The following is an 18,189-nucleotide window of genomic DNA, read 5'->3' on the forward strand; positions in this document are numbered from 1 at the left end:
TTGATCGCTGATGGCAACGATGAGTGCGCGATCGGTCCGCAGGGTGCGTGATTTGTCTCTCCAGACCCGGTTCGTGGGGTGTTTTTGGGGCCCTATCACGGGACAAGCTCGCTCACATAGTGATTTCACAAGTCTTGAGAGCGGCGCAATCGGTGGGAGCGAGCTTGCCCCGCGATAGGGAGCGCGCGATTACAGGCAGGCGTACACCACCAGCTCCACCAGCATTTCCTCGCGCGCCAAACCGGCCACCACGACGGCGGCGCGGTTAGGGTAGGGCGCCTGGAAATACTGCCCGTACAGGCTGTTGACCGTGGCCAGGTAGCTGCGGTCGGTGACGTAGATCAGCACTTGGGTCACGGCGTCCAGCGAGCTGCCTGCGGCGTCCAGGGTGTGGCGCAGGTTGTCCAGGGTCTGGCGGGTCTGTGCTTCGATGCCGCCGGCGACCACCTGACCCTGGGCATCGATGGGGATCTGTGCGGTATAGAGCGTGCCGTTGCCGACGACCGCCCATTCCAGCGGGGCCTTTGAGGCGAACAGGTCGGTCTTGATGGCGTATTTCATGGGGACGGTTCCTGAAAAAGTGGACGCGGGTCAGTCGGCATCGCTGCCGCCGCCGGCGCCATGTCGGCGCGAGGCTTCGGTGCTTTCGACCAGGATGTGCTCGGCCAGCTGCTTGAGCCGCTGCCAGGTTTGCTCGCTGACGGTGAAGCCGTCCGTGGGCAGGGCCAGGGGAACGGCTACGGGCCCGGTGTGCCGGGCAGGCCGGTTGAACAGCACCGTGATGCACTGTTCGGGCGTGGTGGAGGCGACCTGTTCATCGTTGTGCAGCTCAGGACGGACGCCACCGGCGGCGAAAGTCGCCACGTGTCGTTGGCGGGCATCGCCCCAGCGGGCCTGCACGTCGAGCCCCAGCTCCGCGGCCCGGCTCAAGTAGCCGAGCAGCAACAGGCGGTTGTGGCACTGGTGGATGCGCAACAGCGCCTGGCCAGTGCGCAAGGCCTTGCCCAGCGCCAGCTCCACCGTGGTCGCGGCACAGCGCAGCACGCTCTGGCCCTGGGCGTCGACCACCAGCACGGTGCTGTCTTCGTAGCGCAAGGCGTAGGGGCGGTCGGCTTCCCGTTGCAGGTAGTCCAGGGCTTTGGCCACGGTGCCGAGGCCATCGAGGCCTTGCAGGTGCAGCCAGCCGACCAGGTCGGCGGCATCCTCGCAATCGCCCGCGGCAAAGCCCATGCCTTCGAAGGCCTTGCGGCACATCACCTGGATTTCATTGAGCGATACACGCATGGTCACAGGCCTCCTTGCGGCATGACTGCGAAGTTCCAGTCGTCCGCGAACGGTTGGCCGATCTCGCTGACCAGCGGCGCGCCCTGGAACAGCGTGATGCGGACCCATCGGCTGGACTTGGGGTCGAACTTGCCGGCACCGAAGAACGCCAGCTTGCAGCGCAGCAGGTGGATCGGCAGCATGTCATGGGCCAGCAGGTTGGCGCGTATCTCGCCATAACGGGACTGCGCCATGCCTTGCAGGCGGCGCACCGTGCCCTTGAACGCCGGCTGGGCGATCAGGAAGTGCGCGGTCAGCGCCTGGGGCTGGGTGCGCAGGTGCTCGAGCACGGCGGCGTGGCAGCGCTGGAGATTGCGCGCGATACCCAGTTGCATCTCCTTCTCGGCTCCCGGCTCCTCGGCGCGCATGCCGAGGCGAGGCTCTTCTTTTTCAGCCGAGCGATACCAGAAGAAGTGTTCGGCCTCCACGTCGCTGAAGTCATAGGCCAGGGCCCAGCCGTACTGCTGCTCGATCAGTGCCCGCAACTGCGTCAGGGGCATCTGCGCATCCAGGCGCCAGCCTTCGACCACGCCCATCTGGTCGGCCAGAGGGGTGACTTGTTCGGGGTACAGCTCCAGCAGCAGGCTGACCAACAGCTCCTGGCAACCCAGGCCCCCGTGGGCCTCGCTCCATGCCAGCAGACGAGGCCAGAGGTCGGCGCTTGCCGGTTGGCGTTCGAGCCACTCGGCCAGCACAGCAAGCTCGGCCAGGGTGCACTGGTTTTGCCCATGCTGGCGCGGGTCTTCGGTCAAAGTCTGGGCAAGGTGCTGGTGGGCGCGCTGCAGCAGCGTATGCAGGCGCGCCAGGTGGGCGGGCTCGGCCGCTTGCGACAGCACCTGGGCCAGTGCGGTTTCGCGCACGCTGACCCAACGTTCCACCAGTTGCGGGTGGTTGACCAGAAAAGGCGCCATGCCAAGCCCTGTGGCGTTGCCGACGCCCAGGTAGCGTTGCAGCGCCGGGGCCAGCTTCACCGCCCGTTGCGGGTCGAGCGCCCGGGCCATGTGCTCGATCTGCTCGATGCTGAAATGGCGCAGCAGGTACACGGTGAACATCTGCGCCGCGAATGGCTGTTCGAAGTCCGGGTTGCCTTGCAAGCAGGCAAAATCGGCGATGCCGAACTTGCCGTTGCCGTAGACGGCGGTGGTGCGGTAGAGGTAGCCGACCTCCGCCAGCTGGCGCGGGTCCGGCTGGCTGCCTTCGGCCAGCGCCGTCAGGAAGCGGTCGAAGTTGCGCAGGCTGCGGTTGGCCCGCGACAGCACCAGCACCCGGGCATCGAAGCGTCCGGCCTCCTGCAGCGGTACGTTGCGTGCAAGGTCGGCCAGTTGCGCCTCGTCCACATCCCCGGCCACCAGCACGAAGGTCACGTCCCACTGGTCGGCGATCACCCGGTCGCTGCGTTTCTCCGGCGGCAAGTAGGCCGAGAACAGCACGCAATGGTAGTGGGCGTTCGGTGTGTCGATACGATAGATGGCGGTGCCGAAGCCCTCACCGTCGAGATCGAAGCGGCTGCGTTGGACCTGCCAGCGCTGGTTCATCATCCGCCGCATGCTGCTGCGCACGAAGCTCAGCGGGCTCTGGAAGTGGCTGCCCAGCCGGGCCAGGTCCATGACCTGGCTGGCGGGGCGCAGCGTGGGCGTTGCAAGCACGGTGTTGGACATTGTCGTTGTACCTGGATGCCTCATGTTCAGATGCCTTGTTCGCGAGCCATGTGCCGGGCGATGCGTACCGCATCCCACAGCGCTGGCAGGATCACCAGCGACACCGGCACCGCGGTGATGACAATGAAGGACTGCAGGGCCGTCACACCGCCCGCGCCGATGGTGATCAGCACCACTGCCGCCAGGCCCATGCCGATGGCCCAGAAGCCGCACAGCCACTTCTTCGGTTTGTCGGTGCTGGACATCGCCAGCGCCACGGTGAACGCCATGGCATCGCCATTGGTGGCCACCGAGATGAAGCTCAGGAACAGGAACAGCGCGCTGACCAGGCCACCGAGCGGCAGGTTCTGGGTCACGCCCAGCAGCAGGTCTTCAGGCTGTGAGCCGTGGGCAGTGACGATACCTGGGGTCTGCAGTTCCAGGCCGATGCCCGCGCCGCCGACCACGGTGAACCAGAACATGGTCACCAGCGGGGCGATGACCGACAACGTCATGATGATCTCGCGAATGGTGCGGCCCCGCGAGATGCGCGCGACGTACAGCGCCACCATGGGCGCGTAGCCGATGAACCAGCCCCAGTAGAACACTGTCCACCAGTCCAGCCACTTAGGGTCGGCGCGGAACATCGTCATTGGGATGAAGTGCTCGATGTGCAGGGCGAACGCTGCCGGGAAGCCGCCGAGGATGAACAGCGTCGGGCCGAACACCACCATGAACACGGCAAGGCCAAGCATCAGCCACACGTTGATCTCGCTGACGAAGCGGATGCCCTTGAGCCCCACCAGGCACGAGACGGTGTACATCAGCGTGACCAGGATGATGGTGACCGACTGGGTGACGATGCCGTTGGGCACGCCCCAGACGGCATGCAGTGCGCTGCTGATCTGCAGGCCTAGAAAGCCGATAGGGCCGATGGTGCCGGCCACCACGGCGACGATCGAGGCGGCATCGGCCAGGGTGCCGATAGGGCCCTTGAGTGCCCGCTCGCCGAACAGCGGGTAGAGCAGGGTGCGCGGTGCCAGCGGCAGGCCCTTGTCGTAATGCAGGTGCATCAGCACGATCGCCAGCAGGCTGCCGAGCACCGCCCAGGCCAGAAAGCCCCAGTGTACGAACGACTGCGCCAAGGCCGCGGTGGCCGCCGCTTCGCTGTGAGGCTGCAAGCCTGGGAACAGCGGGGGTGGGCTGGCGAAATGCATCAGCGGTTCGGCGGCGGCCCAGAAGGCGCCGCCACCGGCCAGCAGTGCGCACATGATCACCGCGATCCAGTTGAAGGTGCTGATATCCGGGCGTTGGGTCACGCCGCCCAGGCGTACGCGCCCGCACTTGGAAAAGCCAATGGCCAGACTGACCACGAAGGTCGCCAGCATCAACACCTGCCAGTACAGGCCAAAGGCCTTGGTCGACCAGGCGAACAGCGTGTTGACCAGGGCCGACACCACATCGATGTCGATCAGGGCCGCCAACAGGAATGCGCCGAGGAAACCGCCGCTGATCAGAAACAGCGGCCAGTCGATGTCCCGCGACAGCGGCAGGCGCAGGGTCTGGTCGTCAGCCGGCAGGGTGGTTGGGTTTTTCATTTAGCCTCCGGAACCTGTGATTGTTGTTTTTGTAAGGCTGTCCGTGCGGGGGGCTCAGGCCTGCGCTGTGGTGGCAGTTTCCAGCAGGCGCAACCAGTTCAGCCCCATGATCCTGCGCACGTCTTCCTCGGCAAAGCCACGGGCGCGCAAGCCCTGGGCGATGTTGGGGAAGTCGCGGCTGTCGCGGAACCATTGCAACGGCGCTGGCCAGTTGGCGTTGTCCTTGGAGCCTTCGCCGTAGTCTTTCTCCTTGCTCCAGCGGCCGTTACGCATCCATTCGAGCACCGACAGCGGCTGTCCCTGGCACAGGTCGGTGCCGATGCCGATGTGCTCGACGCCCATCAGGTCGGCGGTACGCGCGACCATGTCGCAGAAGCTCTCCAGGGAGCACTCCGAAGCGCCCTTGAGGTGGAACGGGTAGGTGCTGAAGCCCAGCAGCCCGCCGGATTCGGCGATGGCACGCAGCACCGCGTCGGACTTGTTGCGTTTGGCGGCATGGAAGCTCGACGGGTTGGCGTGAGAAATGATCACCGGCCGGCTGGACAGTTCGATGGCCTCCAGGGTGCTGCGCTCGGCACTGTGGGACATGTCGATCAGCATGCCGACCCGGTTCATCTCGGCGATCACCTGGCGGCCGAAGCGGCTGATGCCGTTGTCTTCACGCTCGTAGCAGCCGCTGGCCAGCAGGCTCTGGTTGTTGTAGGTGAGCTGCATGACGAACACGCCCAGCTGGCGGAAGACCTCCACCAGGGCGATGTCGTCCTCGATGGGTGAGCAGTTCTGGAAACCGAAGAAGATCCCCACCCGGCCTTCCTCCTGGGCCAGGCGGATGTCGCTGGCCGTGCGCACCGGGCGGATCAGCTCGGGCCAGGTTTCGAAACGGCGGTTCCACTCGCCCAGGCGCGACAGGGTCTCGCGGGCGTTCTCGTGGTAAGCGATGGTGGCGTGTACCGCGCTCAGGCCACCGGCCTGCATCTGCTGGAATATCTCCGGGCTCCAGTTGGAATACTGCAGGCCGTCGATCATCAAGAGGTCGTGCATGGCGGGTATTCCTTTCAGGGGCGCAGGTAGGTGGTCTTGACCACGGTGTAGAAGTCGCGGGCGTACTGCCCCTGTTCGCGTGGGCCGAAGCTTGAGGCCTTACGACCGCCGAACGGCACGTGGTAGTCGGTGCCGGCGGTAGGCAGGTTGACCATCACGCAGCCGGTCTGGGCGCGGCGCTTGAACTCACTGGCGTGGCGCAGCGACTGGGTGATGATGCCGGCGGTGAGGCCGTAGCGGGTGTCGTTGAGCGTGGCCAGGGCCTCTTCGAAGTCCTGCACGCGGATTACGCAGGCGATGGGGCCGAAGACTTCCTCGCGGTTGATGCGCATGTCGTTGCGGCTGTCGATGAACAGCGCCGGGCGCATGTAGTAGCCGTCGGTCTCCAGTTGCAGGCGCTCGCCACCCTCGACCAGGGTGGCGCCTTCGGCCTGGGCCAGGCGCAGGTATTCCAGGTTCTGTTCCAGTTGGCGGGCTTCGGCCACCGGGCCGATCTGCACGCCGGCGTGCAGGGCATGGCCGACCTTGAGCTGGCGCATGCGCAGGCGCAGGGCTTCGACGAAGCGGTCATGGATCGCGTCGCAGACGATCAGCCGCGAAGACGCCGTGCACTTCTGCCCGGTGCCGAAGAAGGCGCCGTTGAGCGCGCATTCCACCGCCAGGTCAAGGTCCGCGTCGTCCATCACCACCAGCGCGTTCTTGCTGCCCATCTCCAGCTGGCAGCGCACCAGGTTGCCGGCAGTGGCCATTGCCACGTGGCGACCGGTCTCCAGGGAGCCTGTGAAAGTCAGGGCGTCGATGTCGGCCGACTGCACGAGGGTTTCGCCGACGCTGGCGCCACTGCCCATGACCAGGTTGAAGGTACCCTCCGGCAGGCCCTGGCGGCTGATGATCTCGGTCAGCGCCCAGGCGCTGGCTGGCACCAGGTTGGCCGGCTTGAACACCACGGTATTGCCGAACGCCAGGGCCGGGGCGATCTTCCAGGCGGCGGTGGCCATGGGGAAGTTCCACGGGGTGATGATGCCCACCACGCCCACCGGCTCGCGATGCACTTCGATGTCGATGCCCGGGCGCACGGATGCGGCGGTCTCGCCCATCTGGCGCAGCACCTCGGCGGCGTAGTAGTGGAAGAACTGGCCGCTGCGGTAGACCTCGCCGATGCCTTCGGCCAGCGGCTTGCCTTCTTCTCGTGAGAGCAGTTCGCCAAGCTCTGCCTTGCGGGCGATCAGCTCGTCGCCGATGGCCATCAACACCTGCTGGCGAGCCTCCAGGCCGGTAGCGGCCCAGCGTGGCTGCGCGGCGCGTGCGGCCTGGATGGCCTGCCGGGTCTGTTCGGCGCTGGCCTGGTGGTAGCGGCCGATCAGGTCGCCGGTGTCCGAAGGGCTGTGGTTGTCGACGGTGGCGTGGCCTTCGCACCACTGGCCATCGATGTAGTTCTTGTAGGTGTTGAGTGACATGGATGAAAGCCTCCGTTTGCCTGGCTTCCATCATGCGAGCATTATGGTGCAAATAAAAATTAATAAAAAAAATGCTTTGATAAGGATCGCTAACCATGTTGCCCGAGCTGAAGATCGCCCAGCTGCGCTATTTCGTGCTGGTGGCCGAGCTCAAGAGCTTCCACGCCGCTGCACGCCAGGCCTACCGCACCCAGCCCGCGATATCGCTGGCGGTGCGCGAACTCGAACAGAAACTGGGCCAGCCCTTGGTGGAGAAGGGCGGCGGCCGGGTCGAGCTGACGCCCTTCGGCGAGCATTGCCTGCCGCTGTTTCGCGGTTTGCTCGAACACCACGACCGCATCGCCCGTGAGGCCACGTTGCTGGCCCGGCACGAAATCGGCCAGGTCAGCATCGCCACCGTGCCGTCGGTGGCCAGCCGGCTGCTGCCTGGGCCATTGGCGCGTTTCGTTGCCGAGCATCCGAACGTGCAGGTGAGCATCCAGGACGGTACTGCCGAAAACGTCCAGCAGCTCCTGGCCCAGGGGCGGGTGGATTTTGCGATCAGCAGCCTGTGGGTGACCGACGAGCAGATCGACTTCTCGCCGATCCTGTACGATCAGGTGGGCGTGGTCTGTCGGGCCGACCACCCACTGGTGCAGGTGGAACAGGCGCTGCACTGGTCACAGCTGCGCGGCGTGGCGATGATCGGCAACGGTACCTCGCGCCTGCTCGAAGGCACCGAGGCCGAGTGCTTGCTGGAACACAGCCGGTTGTTCGTCTCGAACATGATTTCGTTGATCGCGATGCTGGAAGAGGGCGCGGGCATCAGCACCTTGCCCTACTTGGCGTTCCCATTGGAGAACGAAAAACTCGCGTTCCTGCCCTTGGCTGAGCCGAAGGTCGAGCGCCAGATCGGCATGCTGACCCGCAAGGGGCGCAGCCTGTCGCCGGCGGCGGGGGCGTTGATGGCGTTCTTGCGGGCGCACTTGCCTGGCGCCGAATGAAGCCAGGGCTACGCTGCCGTCAGCGAGCAAGTGGCTAGCACTTCAGCCGGGCATATACGGCCCAGGCTCCGCTTGCTTCATGGGAGCTGGCGGAGCCTGCGATGGGCCGCAAAGCGGCCCCTTGAGTCTGGAAGGGCTCCACCGTTTGAAGGCTTGGGGCTGCTTTGCAGCCCATCGCAGGCTGTCGCCAGCTCCTACAGAGGGGGCTACAAATCCTGATCTGGATGGGTCAACGCGAGGTCTCGATGCGCAGTACCTCGGTATAGATCGCATCGACCGTCTGGCCGATCTGGAGGTTCTTCATGCGGGCCTGCAGGTCCGGGTCCTCGACCTTGACCACCTGCACCTTGCCCTCAGGCGGCAGCAAGGTCACCTCGTGCTTGTCCAGGTCGATCTTGCTGATCTTGGACGTCACCTTGATCTGGCAGAACGCCTCGTGATCGGTTCCAGTTCGGCGCGCGTTGCGCACGCCCACCAAGCGTAGCCAGCCAATGGCGATATGCCCGCAGCGGTGCACCTGAGATTTTAACGAGGAATTATTTAGCGCCCCGTTGTATCTGATGCCATAGAACTCGCTCAGCTACAGGGACTGGCCATGAAACCACGGAAAAAAACCGTCAAGCCGATCGGCTTGAAAGACATCACCATCGTCGACGATGCCAAGATGCGCAAGGCGATCACCGCCGCCGCGCTGGGTAACGCCATGGAGTGGTTCGACTTCGGCGTCTACGGGTTCGTCGCCTATGCCTTGGGCAAGGTGTTCTTTCCCAATGCCAGCCCAGGCGTACAGATGATTGCCGCCCTGGCGACCTTCTCGGTGCCGTTCCTGATACGCCCGCTGGGCGGGCTGTTCTTCGGCGCCCTGGGCGATCGCTACGGTCGGCAGAAGATCCTGGCAGCGACTATCGTGATCATGTCCCTGAGCACCTTCGCCATCGGCCTGATTCCGTCCTACGCCTCGATCGGCATCTGGGCGCCGATCCTGCTGTTGCTGGCCAAGATGGCCCAGGGCTTCTCGGTGGGCGGGGAATACACCGGGGCGTCGATCTTCGTCGCCGAATACGCGCCTGATCGCAAGCGGGGCTTCCTGGGCAGCTGGCTAGACTTCGGCTCGATCGCAGGTTTCGTGCTCGGCGCAGGCCTGGTGGTGCTGATCTCCACCATACTCGGTGAAGCGCGGTTCCTTGACTGGGGGTGGCGCCTGCCGTTCTTCCTGGCCTTGCCATTGGGGCTCATCGGCCTGTACCTGCGCCACGCGCTCGAAGAAACCCCGGCCTTCCAGCAGCATGTCGACAAGCTCGAACAGGGCGACCGCGAAGGCCTGGCCTCGGGCCCGAAGGTCTCGTTCAAGGAAGTCGCCACCCAGCACTGGCGCAGCCTGCTGACCTGCATCGGTGTGGTGATCGCTACCAACGTCACCTACTACATGCTGCTGACCTACATGCCCAGCTACCTGTCCCACAACCTACACTACAGCGAAGACCACGGTGTGCTGATCATCATCGCGATCATGGTCGGCATGCTGTTCGTTCAGCCCATGATCGGCCTGCTCAGCGACAAGTTCGGCCGCCGGCCCTTCATCATCGCCGGCAGCGTGGGGCTGTTCGTCCTCGCCATCCCTGCCTTCATGCTGATCAACAGTGGCGTGCTGGGGGTGATCTTCGCAGGCTTGCTGATCCTGGCGGTGCTGCTCAATTTCTTCATTGGTGTCATGGCCTCGACGTTGCCAGCGATGTTCCCCACCCACATTCGCTACAGCGCCTTGGCCAGCGCCTTCAACATCTCGGTGCTGATCGCCGGCCTGACCCCGACCATCGCCGCCTGGCTGGTGGAGGGTACCCACAACCTGTACATGCCGGCCTACTACCTGATGGTGATCGCCGTGGTGGGCCTGGCCACGGGCCTGTCGATGAAGGAAACGGCCAACAAGCCTTTGCGCGGTGCGGCGCCGGCGGCCTCGGATATCGAAGAGGCGCGCGAACTGCTGCAGGAGCACCACGACACCATCGAGCAGAAGATCGAGGACATCGACGCGCAGATCGCCGAGCTCGAAGCCAAGCGCAAGCTGCTGGTGCAGCAGCACCCTCGCATCGAATAGCGGCTGGCACGAGGGTGCCGGGCTGCAGTGGGCTCGCCCGACACCCACCGTCACGGGGAAATCCACTATGAAATCCAGGTGTGGCGAGGCTATGCATTAAAGGTCTCAAGTCTGTCGAATTATGACTTGGACGGTCTTGGTGGGCGAGGCTTAGGATTGCAGCCACTGGAGTTCACAACGACTCCCCACCAAAGGAAAACACTGCAATGAACCTCAAGTCCCTCATCGCCAACCCACTGGGCTTCGGTACCGCACCATTGGGCAACATGTTCCGTAACGTGCCTGAAGACGAAGTACAAGCTACCGTCGATGCCGCCTGGAACAACGGCGTGCGCTACTTCGACAGCGCGCCCTTCTATGGCGCCGGCCTCTCCGAAACCCGCTTGGGCAATGCCCTGGTCGGCCGCCCTCGTGATGAGTACGTGCTCAGCACCAAGGTCGGTCGCATCATCCTCGACGAACTGGAAGATCCTACCAGCCGCGAGCTGGGCGAAAAGAGCGGCCTGTTCGAACACGGCAACCGCAACCGCATCGTCAACGACTACAGCGCCGACGCCACGCTGCGCTCCATCGAGGACAGCCTGCGCCGCCTGAAGACCGACCGCCTGGACATCGTCTGGATCCATGACATCGCCCAGGACTTCTACGGCGACGAATGGCTGAGCCAGTTCGAAACCGCCCGTACCGGTGCCTTCCGCGCACTGACCCGTCTGCGTGAAGAGGGCGTGATCAAGGCCTGGGGCCTGGGCGTCAACCGCGTCGAGCCGATCGAACTGACCCTGGACCTGGACGAACCACAACCCGATGGCTTCTTGCTGGCCGGCCGCTACTCGCTGCTCGACCATGACCGCGCCCTGCAACGCGTCATGCCGCAAGCGGTGGAGCAGGGTGTAGGCATCGTCGTGGGTGGCCCGTACAGCTCGGGTGTCACCGCCGGCGGCGAGCACTTCGAGTACCAGAAAGCCACCCAGCCGGTGCTGGCCAAGCTCGAGCGCATCCGTGCCGTGGCCCGTGCCCATGGTGTGGATGTGAAGGCGGCTGCCCTGCAGTTTGCCCTGGCCCATCCGGCCGTAGTCTCGGTGATCCCGGGTGCCACCCGCCCGGCACACGCCAACGAAGACCTCGCGGCGCTGAGCGCTGTGATCCCGGCGGCCTTCTGGAACGAGCTGCGCCAACAAGGGTTGATCAACGCCCTGGCGCCTGTCCCGGCTGCTTGATGATGACAGGCAGGGCCGTTCCAAGGCCCTGCCTGTGGTCGACCATTTTTCACCGCGCCATTCAGGGCGCGGTCCGCTTTCAAGGCCCCTATGCTGGATTTCAGACAACTCCGTTATTTCGTCGCCGTGGCCGAGTTCGAGCACGTGGGCAAGGCGGCGGAGCACTTGCATATTTCCCAGTCACCCTTGAGCCGGCAGATCGCCCAGCTCGAAGAGCGCCTGGGTTTGCAGCTGTTCGAACGCAGCCAGCAACGGCTGCGCATCACCTCGGACGGTCGCACCTTCCTTCACGAAGCCAAGGCCCTGCTCAAGCACGCCGAACGTCTGGAGTCGCTTGGCCGACGGTTGGGCCGGGGCGAGTCGGGCGGGCTGTGCATCGGCTATGTCAGCCACGCGATCCATGCCGGGGTGCTGCCCAAGGCGTTGCGCCAGGTACGCGAGGAGCGCCCGGGCATACATATCGCTTTGTACAACCTCACCGCCCAGGAGCAGTTCGAGGGCTTGCGCCAACGCAGCCTCGACATTGCCCTGGTCTGCGAACCGATGCCGACAGACGATCCGGACCTGTTGGCAACGCCGGTATTCAAGGACCCGCTCTACCTGGCGCTGCCGCTGGGGCACCCCTTGGCGGGCAAGGCAAAGATCGACCCCGCCGACCTGCATGAGCAGGACTGGATCATGGTCGAGGGCCAGACCAACCCCAACCGCCGCGAGCGCTTCCTGGCCCGCTGCGTGGAGGCAGGCTTCACGCCGCAGATACGCCTGGAGGCGGCCGAGCCGCTGAGCGCGCTCGGGCTGGTGTCCGCGGGCCTGGGGTTGGCGTTGATCCAAGAGAGCATCGGCTGCGACACCAACCCGAACGTGGTGCTGCGCGAACTGCCCTGGTTGCAGCAAAGCATCGGCCTGTGGGCGGCCTGGCACCGAGTTGACCTGCGGCCGATAGTAGGCGAGTTTCGTCAGATCGTATTGGCTGGCGCGGAGCATTGAGAGCCCCATGATTCCATCCCTGGACAGTATTTTCGCAAGGCTGCGCCTGCGTCAGTTGCGCCTGCTCATCGAGCTGGACCGCTGCGGCTCGCTGCACAAGGCTGCAGAAGCCATGGCCATCTCCCAACCCGGTGCGACCAAGGCGCTGCGCGAAGTCGAGGAAATCCTCGGCGTGCCGCTGTTCGTGCGCCAGCCCAGCGGCCTGATGGCCAACGATGCCGGGCGCTGCGTGGTGCGCTACGCGCGGCTGATCCACAGTGACCTGGGGCATCTGCGCGAGGAAGTGCTGGGGATCGTACAGGGAGAGGGCGGACGCCTGGCGGTAGGCAGCATCATGGGCGCCATGCCGACCTTGGTGGGTGCGTTGGGGCGCTTGCGGCGCAAGCAGGCGCAGCTTGCGGTGGAAATCGCCGAGAACACCAGCGCCAACTTGCTGGCTCAACTGGATGAAGGGCGCCTGGACCTGGCGATCTGCCGCCCCAGCGTGGGACGCAACGCGGCGGACTACTGCTTCGTGGAGCTGGCCCAGGAACCCCTGGCGGTGGTTGCCCATCCCAAGCATCCACTGGCCGGGGCGCAGGCATTGGAAGTCGGTGACCTGAGCCACTTTCGCTGGATCGTGTACCCGGCCAACACCCCCATGCGCCAAGCCCTGGAGCGCGAGCTGAGCGAGGCGGGGGTGGAGGTGCCGCGCTATCCGCTGGAAACCTCATCCACCTTCGCCACCTTCATGCTGCTGGAGGAGGACCACAGCCTGGTGGCGGTGATCCCCAGCGCCGTGGCGGCGTTCGCCGAACAGCGTGGGTTGCTGGTGTCGCTGGCGGTGCGGCTTCGGGCCCTGAGCGAGCCTTTCGGGGTGGTGCACCGGGTGGCGTCGCCGCTGTCCCATGCGGCGCAACTGCTGGTCGATGAGCTGACCGCGCCTTAGGCGCAAGGCCTTGAATATCTGTTGCGGGGGCGGCGGCACCCACAAAGGCTGCGCAGCAGCCCGGAACATCCTCAGAACTGCCGCTCGCGGTAGTCGATCAGGCTCGAGAACAGTGCGATCAGCAATGCCGCCACCACGAAGAAGATCAACGCATAGAAGTACTCACCCGTGAACTGCACGATCAGGCCGATGGCGATGGGCACCAGCACCCCGGCCATGTTGCCGCAGAAGTTCATGGTCCCGCCCAGTACGCCGGTGCGCGACGGGCCGCCGATGATCGCAGGCAGGCACCAGTACATGCCGCACCAGCGGATGAAGAACATCGCCACGCACAGCAGTGTGATCACCGGGCCCGTGCTGGCGACGAAGGCTGCTGCCAGGATGCACACCGCGGCGATCAGGGCCGAGCCGCTGAACATCGTGCGCATCACCAGGTTCGGCGAGGCGCCGCTGGCCCGCCATTTGTCTCCGATCCAGCCACCGATCAGTTCGCCGATGAAACCGCACATGAAGATCAGGAAGGTCGCCCCGCCCATGGCCGAGATATCCAGGCCGTGGGCCTTGTGCAAATAGCTGGGCATCCAGGTCAGCAGACCGTAGAACACTGCCAGGATGCAGCTGTAGCCGGCGAACATGGCGAAGATCGAGCGGTCCTTGAGCAGCACGCGCAAGGGGATGCGGGCCTTGGTCGCCGCCGCATGGGCGCTGGCGTTGCCCTCGGTGATGTGCTGAAGCTCTGCCTCGTTGACGCCCGGGTGCTCACTGGGGTGATTGCGGATGTACTTCCACGCCAGGATACCGGCCAGGATGGTGCCTACGCCTGCGACCACGAAGGCCAGGCGCCAGGAGCCGAGCCAGGCGATCAGCCCGGAGATCAGGATCGCACCCAAGGCACTGCCCAGCGGTGCGCCGCCGTCCACCAGGACCGCACCACGGCCCCGTTCGTTGGGCGTGAGCCAGGAACTGTTGAGCTTGGCGCCGGCGGGCATGATCGGTGACTCGGCCACGCCCAGGCCGATGCGTGTGAGCAGCAGCACCACCCAGTGGTGCGACGCTGCGCCCAGGGCCTGGAAGGCGCCCCAGGCGATGGTCGCGGCGCCGATGATGCCCCGGGTGTGGAAGCGATCGAGCAGCAGGCCACCAGGGATCTGCATCAGCGCATAGGACCAGAAGAACGCACTGAGCATCAGCCCTTCCATGGCCGGTGTCAGGTTGAATTCCGGCGCGATCAGCGGCAAGGCCACCGACAGCGAGGCACGGTCGATGTAGTTGATCGCGGTGAGCAGCAACAGGATCAGGAAGATGCGCCAGCGCACCGTGGTCATGGGGGCGTTGGCGTCCAGCGCCAGGGCAGCCGGGGAGGAGGTCGTCTTCATCGCAGGTGCTCGTTCTTGTGATTATCGGGAGTGCACCGGCTGGAGCCTGCGACGTGGGCATTGCCCGTGGCCATCGGCGGTCCGGCCCGTGTGCGCTCCGATTGTTGGAGGCCTGGGTAGACGCCGGGTAATGAAAAGAGCTGATCCGGGGATAACGGCTGCTTATCGATAAGCCACGGTTATCCCCGGATCAGCTCTTTTCATTATCTGGTGCCGGCCGGCGCCGCCTAGATTGCCCAGGCACGGCCCGCTGCGACTCACGGCGGGTTCAACAAGAACAACGCGGCTCCACGTGCCCGAGGACCTTCCATGAGCAATTTCCAGTTCCATTTCCCCACCCTCACCCGATGCGGTGAAGGCCTGGCCAACCAGGCCGGTGCGCTGCTCAAGCCCTATGTACAGGGCGCTCTGCTGGTGGTCACCGACCAGGGTTTGATCGACGCGGGTATCCTCGGCGGGTTCTTCGCCTCTCTGGAGCAGGCCGGTATCGACTACCACCTGTTCTCGGCGGTGCAGGCCAACCCTAGCACCGACGTGCTCGATGCCGCCGTGCGCCTGTTGCGCGAACATGATTGTCGGGCGGTGATCGGCGTGGGGGGTGGCAGCAGCATCGACACAGCCAAGGGCGTGGCGGCGATGGCCACCAACCCGGGCAACATCCTCGACTACGAGGGCTACGACAAGCTGGTCAACCCACCGCTGCCGATCTTCGCTATCCCCACGACCGCCGGCACCGGCAGTGAATGCACCGCCTCGACCGTGTTCACCAACACGCAGACGCTGTTCAAGACCGTCATCATCAGCCCCCAGCTGTTCCCGCGCCTGGCCATTCTGGACCCGGCACTGACCTTGAAACTGCCGGCATCGATCACCGCCGCCACCGGCATGGATGCGCTGACCCATGCCATCGAGTCCTACGTTTCGCGCCAGGCCAACCCGATCAGCCAGTCCATGGCGCTGCAGGCGATCCGCATGATCGCGGGCAGCCTGGAGAAGTGCTACTTCGTCGGCACCGACATGGCTGCGCGCGAGCAGATGCTGCTGGGCTCGTTCCTGGCCGGCGTGGCGTTCTCCCAGTCCAAGCTGGGCAATGTGCATGCCATCTCGCACACCTTCGGTGGTGTGTTCAACATCCCCCACGGCATCGCCAACGCCGCGTTGCTGCCCTATGTGATCAAGTTCAACGTCCCGGCCTGCCCGGAGCGCTTCCGTGACATCGCCATTGCCCTGGGAGCCGATGTTACTGGTCTTGACCTGATGCAGGCGGCGGCCTGCACCGTGGAGCGTGTAGTGGCGCTCAACCGCGCCATCGGCATCCCGGCCACCATCCGCGAGCTGGGCGTGGACCTCGAGTTCCTGCCGCAGATGGTCAGCGACTCGATGCGCAGCGGCAACGTGCTGGTCAACCCACGTTTGACCACAGCCCGCGATGTCGAGCGGCTGATCACCGACGCCTACCACGGCCACCTCTGACCCCCATTACCCTCCGCGTGCCCGGCTGCGGGCACGCCTGCCTAGGAAGCCTTGACCATGTTCTATGAAATGCGCACCTACACCCTGCACATCGGCAAGATGAAGGAATACCTGGAGCACTTCGAGAAAGAAGGCCTGCCGGTGATCTCGCGCTACGCCACCCTGGTGGGCTGGTGGTACACCGAGATCGGCGAACTCAACCAGGTAGTGCACATCTGGGCCTATGAAAGCCTGGATGACCGTATCCGCCGCCGCGCCGCACTCTATGAAGACCGCGACTGGCTCGAACGCTTCATTCCAAAGGCCTTCCCCATGCTGGTGCGCATGGAGTCGAAGCTGTTGATGCCGGCGGCCTTCTCGCCGATCAAGTGACCTTTGTTTTCTCGCGAGCGTATTTCCATGTCCGACGGATACAACTACATCGGTGGGCGCCGTAGCGGCTTGGGCACGGTGCTGTTGAGCAGCATCGATGCCCACAGCGGCGAGCGCCTGCCCGGCTTCTTCCACCAAGCCACCGAGCAAGAGGTGGATGCCGCGGCCCAGGCTGCGTCGAACGCCTACCCGGTCTACCGTGCCCTGGCGCCAGAGCGCCGAGCGTGTTTTCTGGAGGCCATCGCCGATGAACTGGACGCCTTGGGCGGAGATTTCATCGCCCTGGTCGGGCGCGAGACTGCTTTGCCGGCCGCGCGGGTCAGCGGCGAACGCGGCCGCACCAGCGGCCAGCTGCGGTTGTTCGCCCAGGTGCTGCGCCGGGGCGATTTCCTCGGCGCGCGCATCGACCGCGCCTTGCCCGAGCGCCAACCGCTGCCGCGCCCGGACCTGCGCCAATACCGGCTGGGCGTCGGCCCTGTGGCGGTGTTCGGTGCCAGCAATTTCCCGTTGGCCTTCTCCACGGCAGGTGGCGACACCGCCGCCGCACTGGCCGCCGGCTGCCCCGTGGTGGTCAAGGCGCACAGTGGGCATATGGGGACGGCGCAGCAAGTGGCCGATGCCATCGAGCGGGCCGCGCGCCGCACGCAGATGCCGGCAGGGGTCTTCAACATGATCTTCGGCAGCGGTGTCGGCGAGCGCCTGGTGCGTCACCCGGCGATCCAGGCGGTGGGCTTCACCGGGTCGCTCAAGGGCGGGCGTGCCCTTTGCGACTTGGCGGCGGCACGGCCACAGCCGATTCCGGTGTTCGCCGAAATGAGCAGCATCAACCCGGTGCTGGTGCTGCCCGAGGCTCTGGTGCAGCGCGGCGAGGCCATCGCCCAGGAACTGAGCGCCTCGGTGGTGCAGGGGGCAGGGCAGTTCTGCACCAACCCTGGCCTGGTGATCGGGCTGCGTTCAGCCGCGTTCAGCGCCTTCGTCGAGGCCTTGGGCCGACAGCTGGATGACCAGCCGGCGCAGACCATGCTCAACCCTGGCACCCTGGCCAGTTACGCCGCGGGGCTGCGCGCCTTGGAAGCGCACCCCCACGTGCAGCGCCTGAGCACCAGCCGCCACGACGGCCCGCAGGCGTCGGCGCAGCTGTTCAGGGCCGATGCCCGGTTGCTGTTGGAGGGCGACGAGCTGTTGCAGGAAGAGGTGTTCGGCCCGGCCACGGTGGTGGTCGAGGTGGATGATCGGCAGATGCTGCTGCAGGCCCTGGCCGGGCTGCGCGGGCAGCTGACTGCGACCTTGATCGGCGAACCTTCGGAGCTTGCCGAGGCAGGCGACTTGCTGGCGGTGCTGGAGGAGAAGGTCGGGCGGGTGCTGGTCAACGGCTACCCGACCGGTGTCGAGGTGTGTGATGCGATGGTCCACGGTGGCCCTTACCCGGCCACCTCCGATGCCCGGGGAACCTCGGTCGGCACCTTGGCCATCGACCGCTTCCTGCGGCCGGTGTGCTACCAGAACCTGCCGGATGCGTTGCTGCCCGATGCCCTGAAGAACGCCAACCCGCTGGGGATCGATCGACTGGTGGATGGGGTGTTCAACCGCAGCGCGTTGTAGCACCATCGGGGCGAGTGGGGACAGCGACCGTTGTGGCAGTGGGCCGGCCCTGCGATCGGGCCCGCCCAGCCAAGGGCGTTGCCCGTTGATCGCTGGG

15 protein-coding genes and 1 pseudogene are annotated in these 18,189 nt (G+C 65.3%); 8 read left to right on the forward strand and 8 right to left on the reverse strand.

All coding sequences use genetic code 11. The features are described from left to right. Nucleotides 1-189: 189 nt before the first annotated feature. From AC1MHZ_RS14300 to AC1MHZ_RS14325, 6 genes are read right to left on the reverse strand one after another with little or no spacing between them, the layout of a single operon-like run. Nucleotides 190-561, reverse strand: a complete 372-nt coding sequence (locus AC1MHZ_RS14300) for a RidA family protein (protein WP_084858902.1) — start codon at nucleotides 559-561, stop codon at nucleotides 190-192. Nucleotides 562-591: 30 nt separating this feature from the next. Continuing rightward, nucleotides 592-1,284 carry a DUF3726 domain-containing protein gene (locus AC1MHZ_RS14305; protein ID WP_084858901.1) on the reverse strand — a complete coding sequence of 231 codons (693 nt, stop codon included), beginning with the start codon at nucleotides 1,282-1,284 and terminating at the stop codon, nucleotides 592-594. A gap of 2 nt (nucleotides 1,285-1,286) precedes the next feature. After that, nucleotides 1,287-2,981, reverse strand: coding sequence for a hypothetical protein (locus AC1MHZ_RS14310; protein WP_482966529.1), 1,695 nt, complete (start codon nucleotides 2,979-2,981; stop codon nucleotides 1,287-1,289). A gap of 26 nt (nucleotides 2,982-3,007) precedes the next feature. Beyond that, complete coding sequence (locus tag AC1MHZ_RS14315) at nucleotides 3,008-4,558, reverse strand: BCCT family transporter (RefSeq protein ID WP_324813010.1); 1,551 nt, start codon at nucleotides 4,556-4,558, stop codon at nucleotides 3,008-3,010. A gap of 54 nt (nucleotides 4,559-4,612) precedes the next feature. After that, entirely contained in the window at nucleotides 4,613-5,599 is a 987-nt protein-coding gene (locus AC1MHZ_RS14320) for a dipeptidase (RefSeq protein WP_480460175.1), read from the reverse strand. Nucleotides 5,600-5,613: 14 nt separating this feature from the next. Further along, complete coding sequence (locus tag AC1MHZ_RS14325; RefSeq protein ID WP_084858897.1) at nucleotides 5,614-7,056, reverse strand: aldehyde dehydrogenase family protein; 1,443 nt, start codon at nucleotides 7,054-7,056, stop codon at nucleotides 5,614-5,616. 95 nt (nucleotides 7,057-7,151) lie between these two features. Here AC1MHZ_RS14325 and AC1MHZ_RS14330 point away from each other — a divergent pair, with 95 nt between their 5' ends. Beyond that, nucleotides 7,152-8,039, forward strand: coding sequence for a LysR family transcriptional regulator (locus AC1MHZ_RS14330; protein WP_084858896.1), 888 nt, complete (start codon nucleotides 7,152-7,154; stop codon nucleotides 8,037-8,039). 229 nt (nucleotides 8,040-8,268) lie between these two features. Here the strand turns inward: AC1MHZ_RS14330 and AC1MHZ_RS14335 are convergent. Then, a pseudogene (locus tag AC1MHZ_RS14335) lies at nucleotides 8,269-8,475 on the reverse strand (hypothetical protein); the annotation flags it as partial. A gap of 159 nt (nucleotides 8,476-8,634) precedes the next feature. On the opposite strand from AC1MHZ_RS14335, the gene proP reads away from it, so the two are divergent. The 4 genes from proP to AC1MHZ_RS14355 all read left to right on the forward strand — a co-directional run bounded on the left by proP (nucleotide 8,635) and on the right by AC1MHZ_RS14355 (nucleotide 13,269). Further along, nucleotides 8,635-10,137, forward strand: coding sequence for a glycine betaine/L-proline transporter ProP (proP, locus tag AC1MHZ_RS14340; protein ID WP_224456214.1), 1,503 nt, complete (start codon nucleotides 8,635-8,637; stop codon nucleotides 10,135-10,137). A gap of 206 nt (nucleotides 10,138-10,343) precedes the next feature. Continuing rightward, a complete protein-coding gene (locus AC1MHZ_RS14345) occupies nucleotides 10,344-11,354 on the forward strand; it encodes an aldo/keto reductase (RefSeq protein WP_482966530.1) in 1,011 nt (336 codons plus the stop codon). A 90-nt stretch (nucleotides 11,355-11,444) separates the two neighbouring features. Beyond that, nucleotides 11,445-12,341 carry a LysR substrate-binding domain-containing protein gene (locus AC1MHZ_RS14350; protein WP_084858893.1) on the forward strand — a complete coding sequence of 299 codons (897 nt, stop codon included), beginning with the start codon at nucleotides 11,445-11,447 and terminating at the stop codon, nucleotides 12,339-12,341. Nucleotides 12,342-12,348: 7 nt separating this feature from the next. Next, entirely contained in the window at nucleotides 12,349-13,269 is a 921-nt protein-coding gene (locus tag AC1MHZ_RS14355) for a LysR family transcriptional regulator (protein WP_324812995.1), read from the forward strand. A gap of 71 nt (nucleotides 13,270-13,340) precedes the next feature. On the opposite strand, the gene AC1MHZ_RS14360 is transcribed toward AC1MHZ_RS14355, so the two are convergent. Continuing rightward, nucleotides 13,341-14,645 (reverse strand): MFS transporter, encoded by a 1,305-nt coding sequence (locus tag AC1MHZ_RS14360; RefSeq protein WP_368829337.1) that lies wholly within the window; start codon nucleotides 14,643-14,645, stop codon nucleotides 13,341-13,343. Between the two features lie 309 nt (nucleotides 14,646-14,954). On the opposite strand from AC1MHZ_RS14360, the gene AC1MHZ_RS14365 reads away from it, so the two are divergent. Genes AC1MHZ_RS14365 through AC1MHZ_RS14375 form a run of 3 tightly spaced genes read left to right on the forward strand, consistent with a single transcriptional unit; the run spans nucleotide 14,955 to nucleotide 18,092 of the window. Further along, nucleotides 14,955-16,118 (forward strand): iron-containing alcohol dehydrogenase, encoded by a 1,164-nt coding sequence (locus AC1MHZ_RS14365; protein WP_324812989.1) that lies wholly within the window; start codon nucleotides 14,955-14,957, stop codon nucleotides 16,116-16,118. Between the two features lie 57 nt (nucleotides 16,119-16,175). Further along, nucleotides 16,176-16,490: an NIPSNAP family protein gene (locus AC1MHZ_RS14370; RefSeq protein ID WP_324812986.1), complete on the forward strand. Its 315-nt coding sequence runs from the start codon at nucleotides 16,176-16,178 to the stop codon at nucleotides 16,488-16,490. A 27-nt stretch (nucleotides 16,491-16,517) separates the two neighbouring features. Beyond that, nucleotides 16,518-18,092: an aldehyde dehydrogenase (NADP(+)) gene (locus tag AC1MHZ_RS14375; protein ID WP_465001225.1), complete on the forward strand. Its 1,575-nt coding sequence runs from the start codon at nucleotides 16,518-16,520 to the stop codon at nucleotides 18,090-18,092. The last annotated feature ends 97 nt before the right edge of the window (nucleotides 18,093-18,189 follow it).

Source organism: Pseudomonas sp. FA-1 (assembly GCF_056856075.1).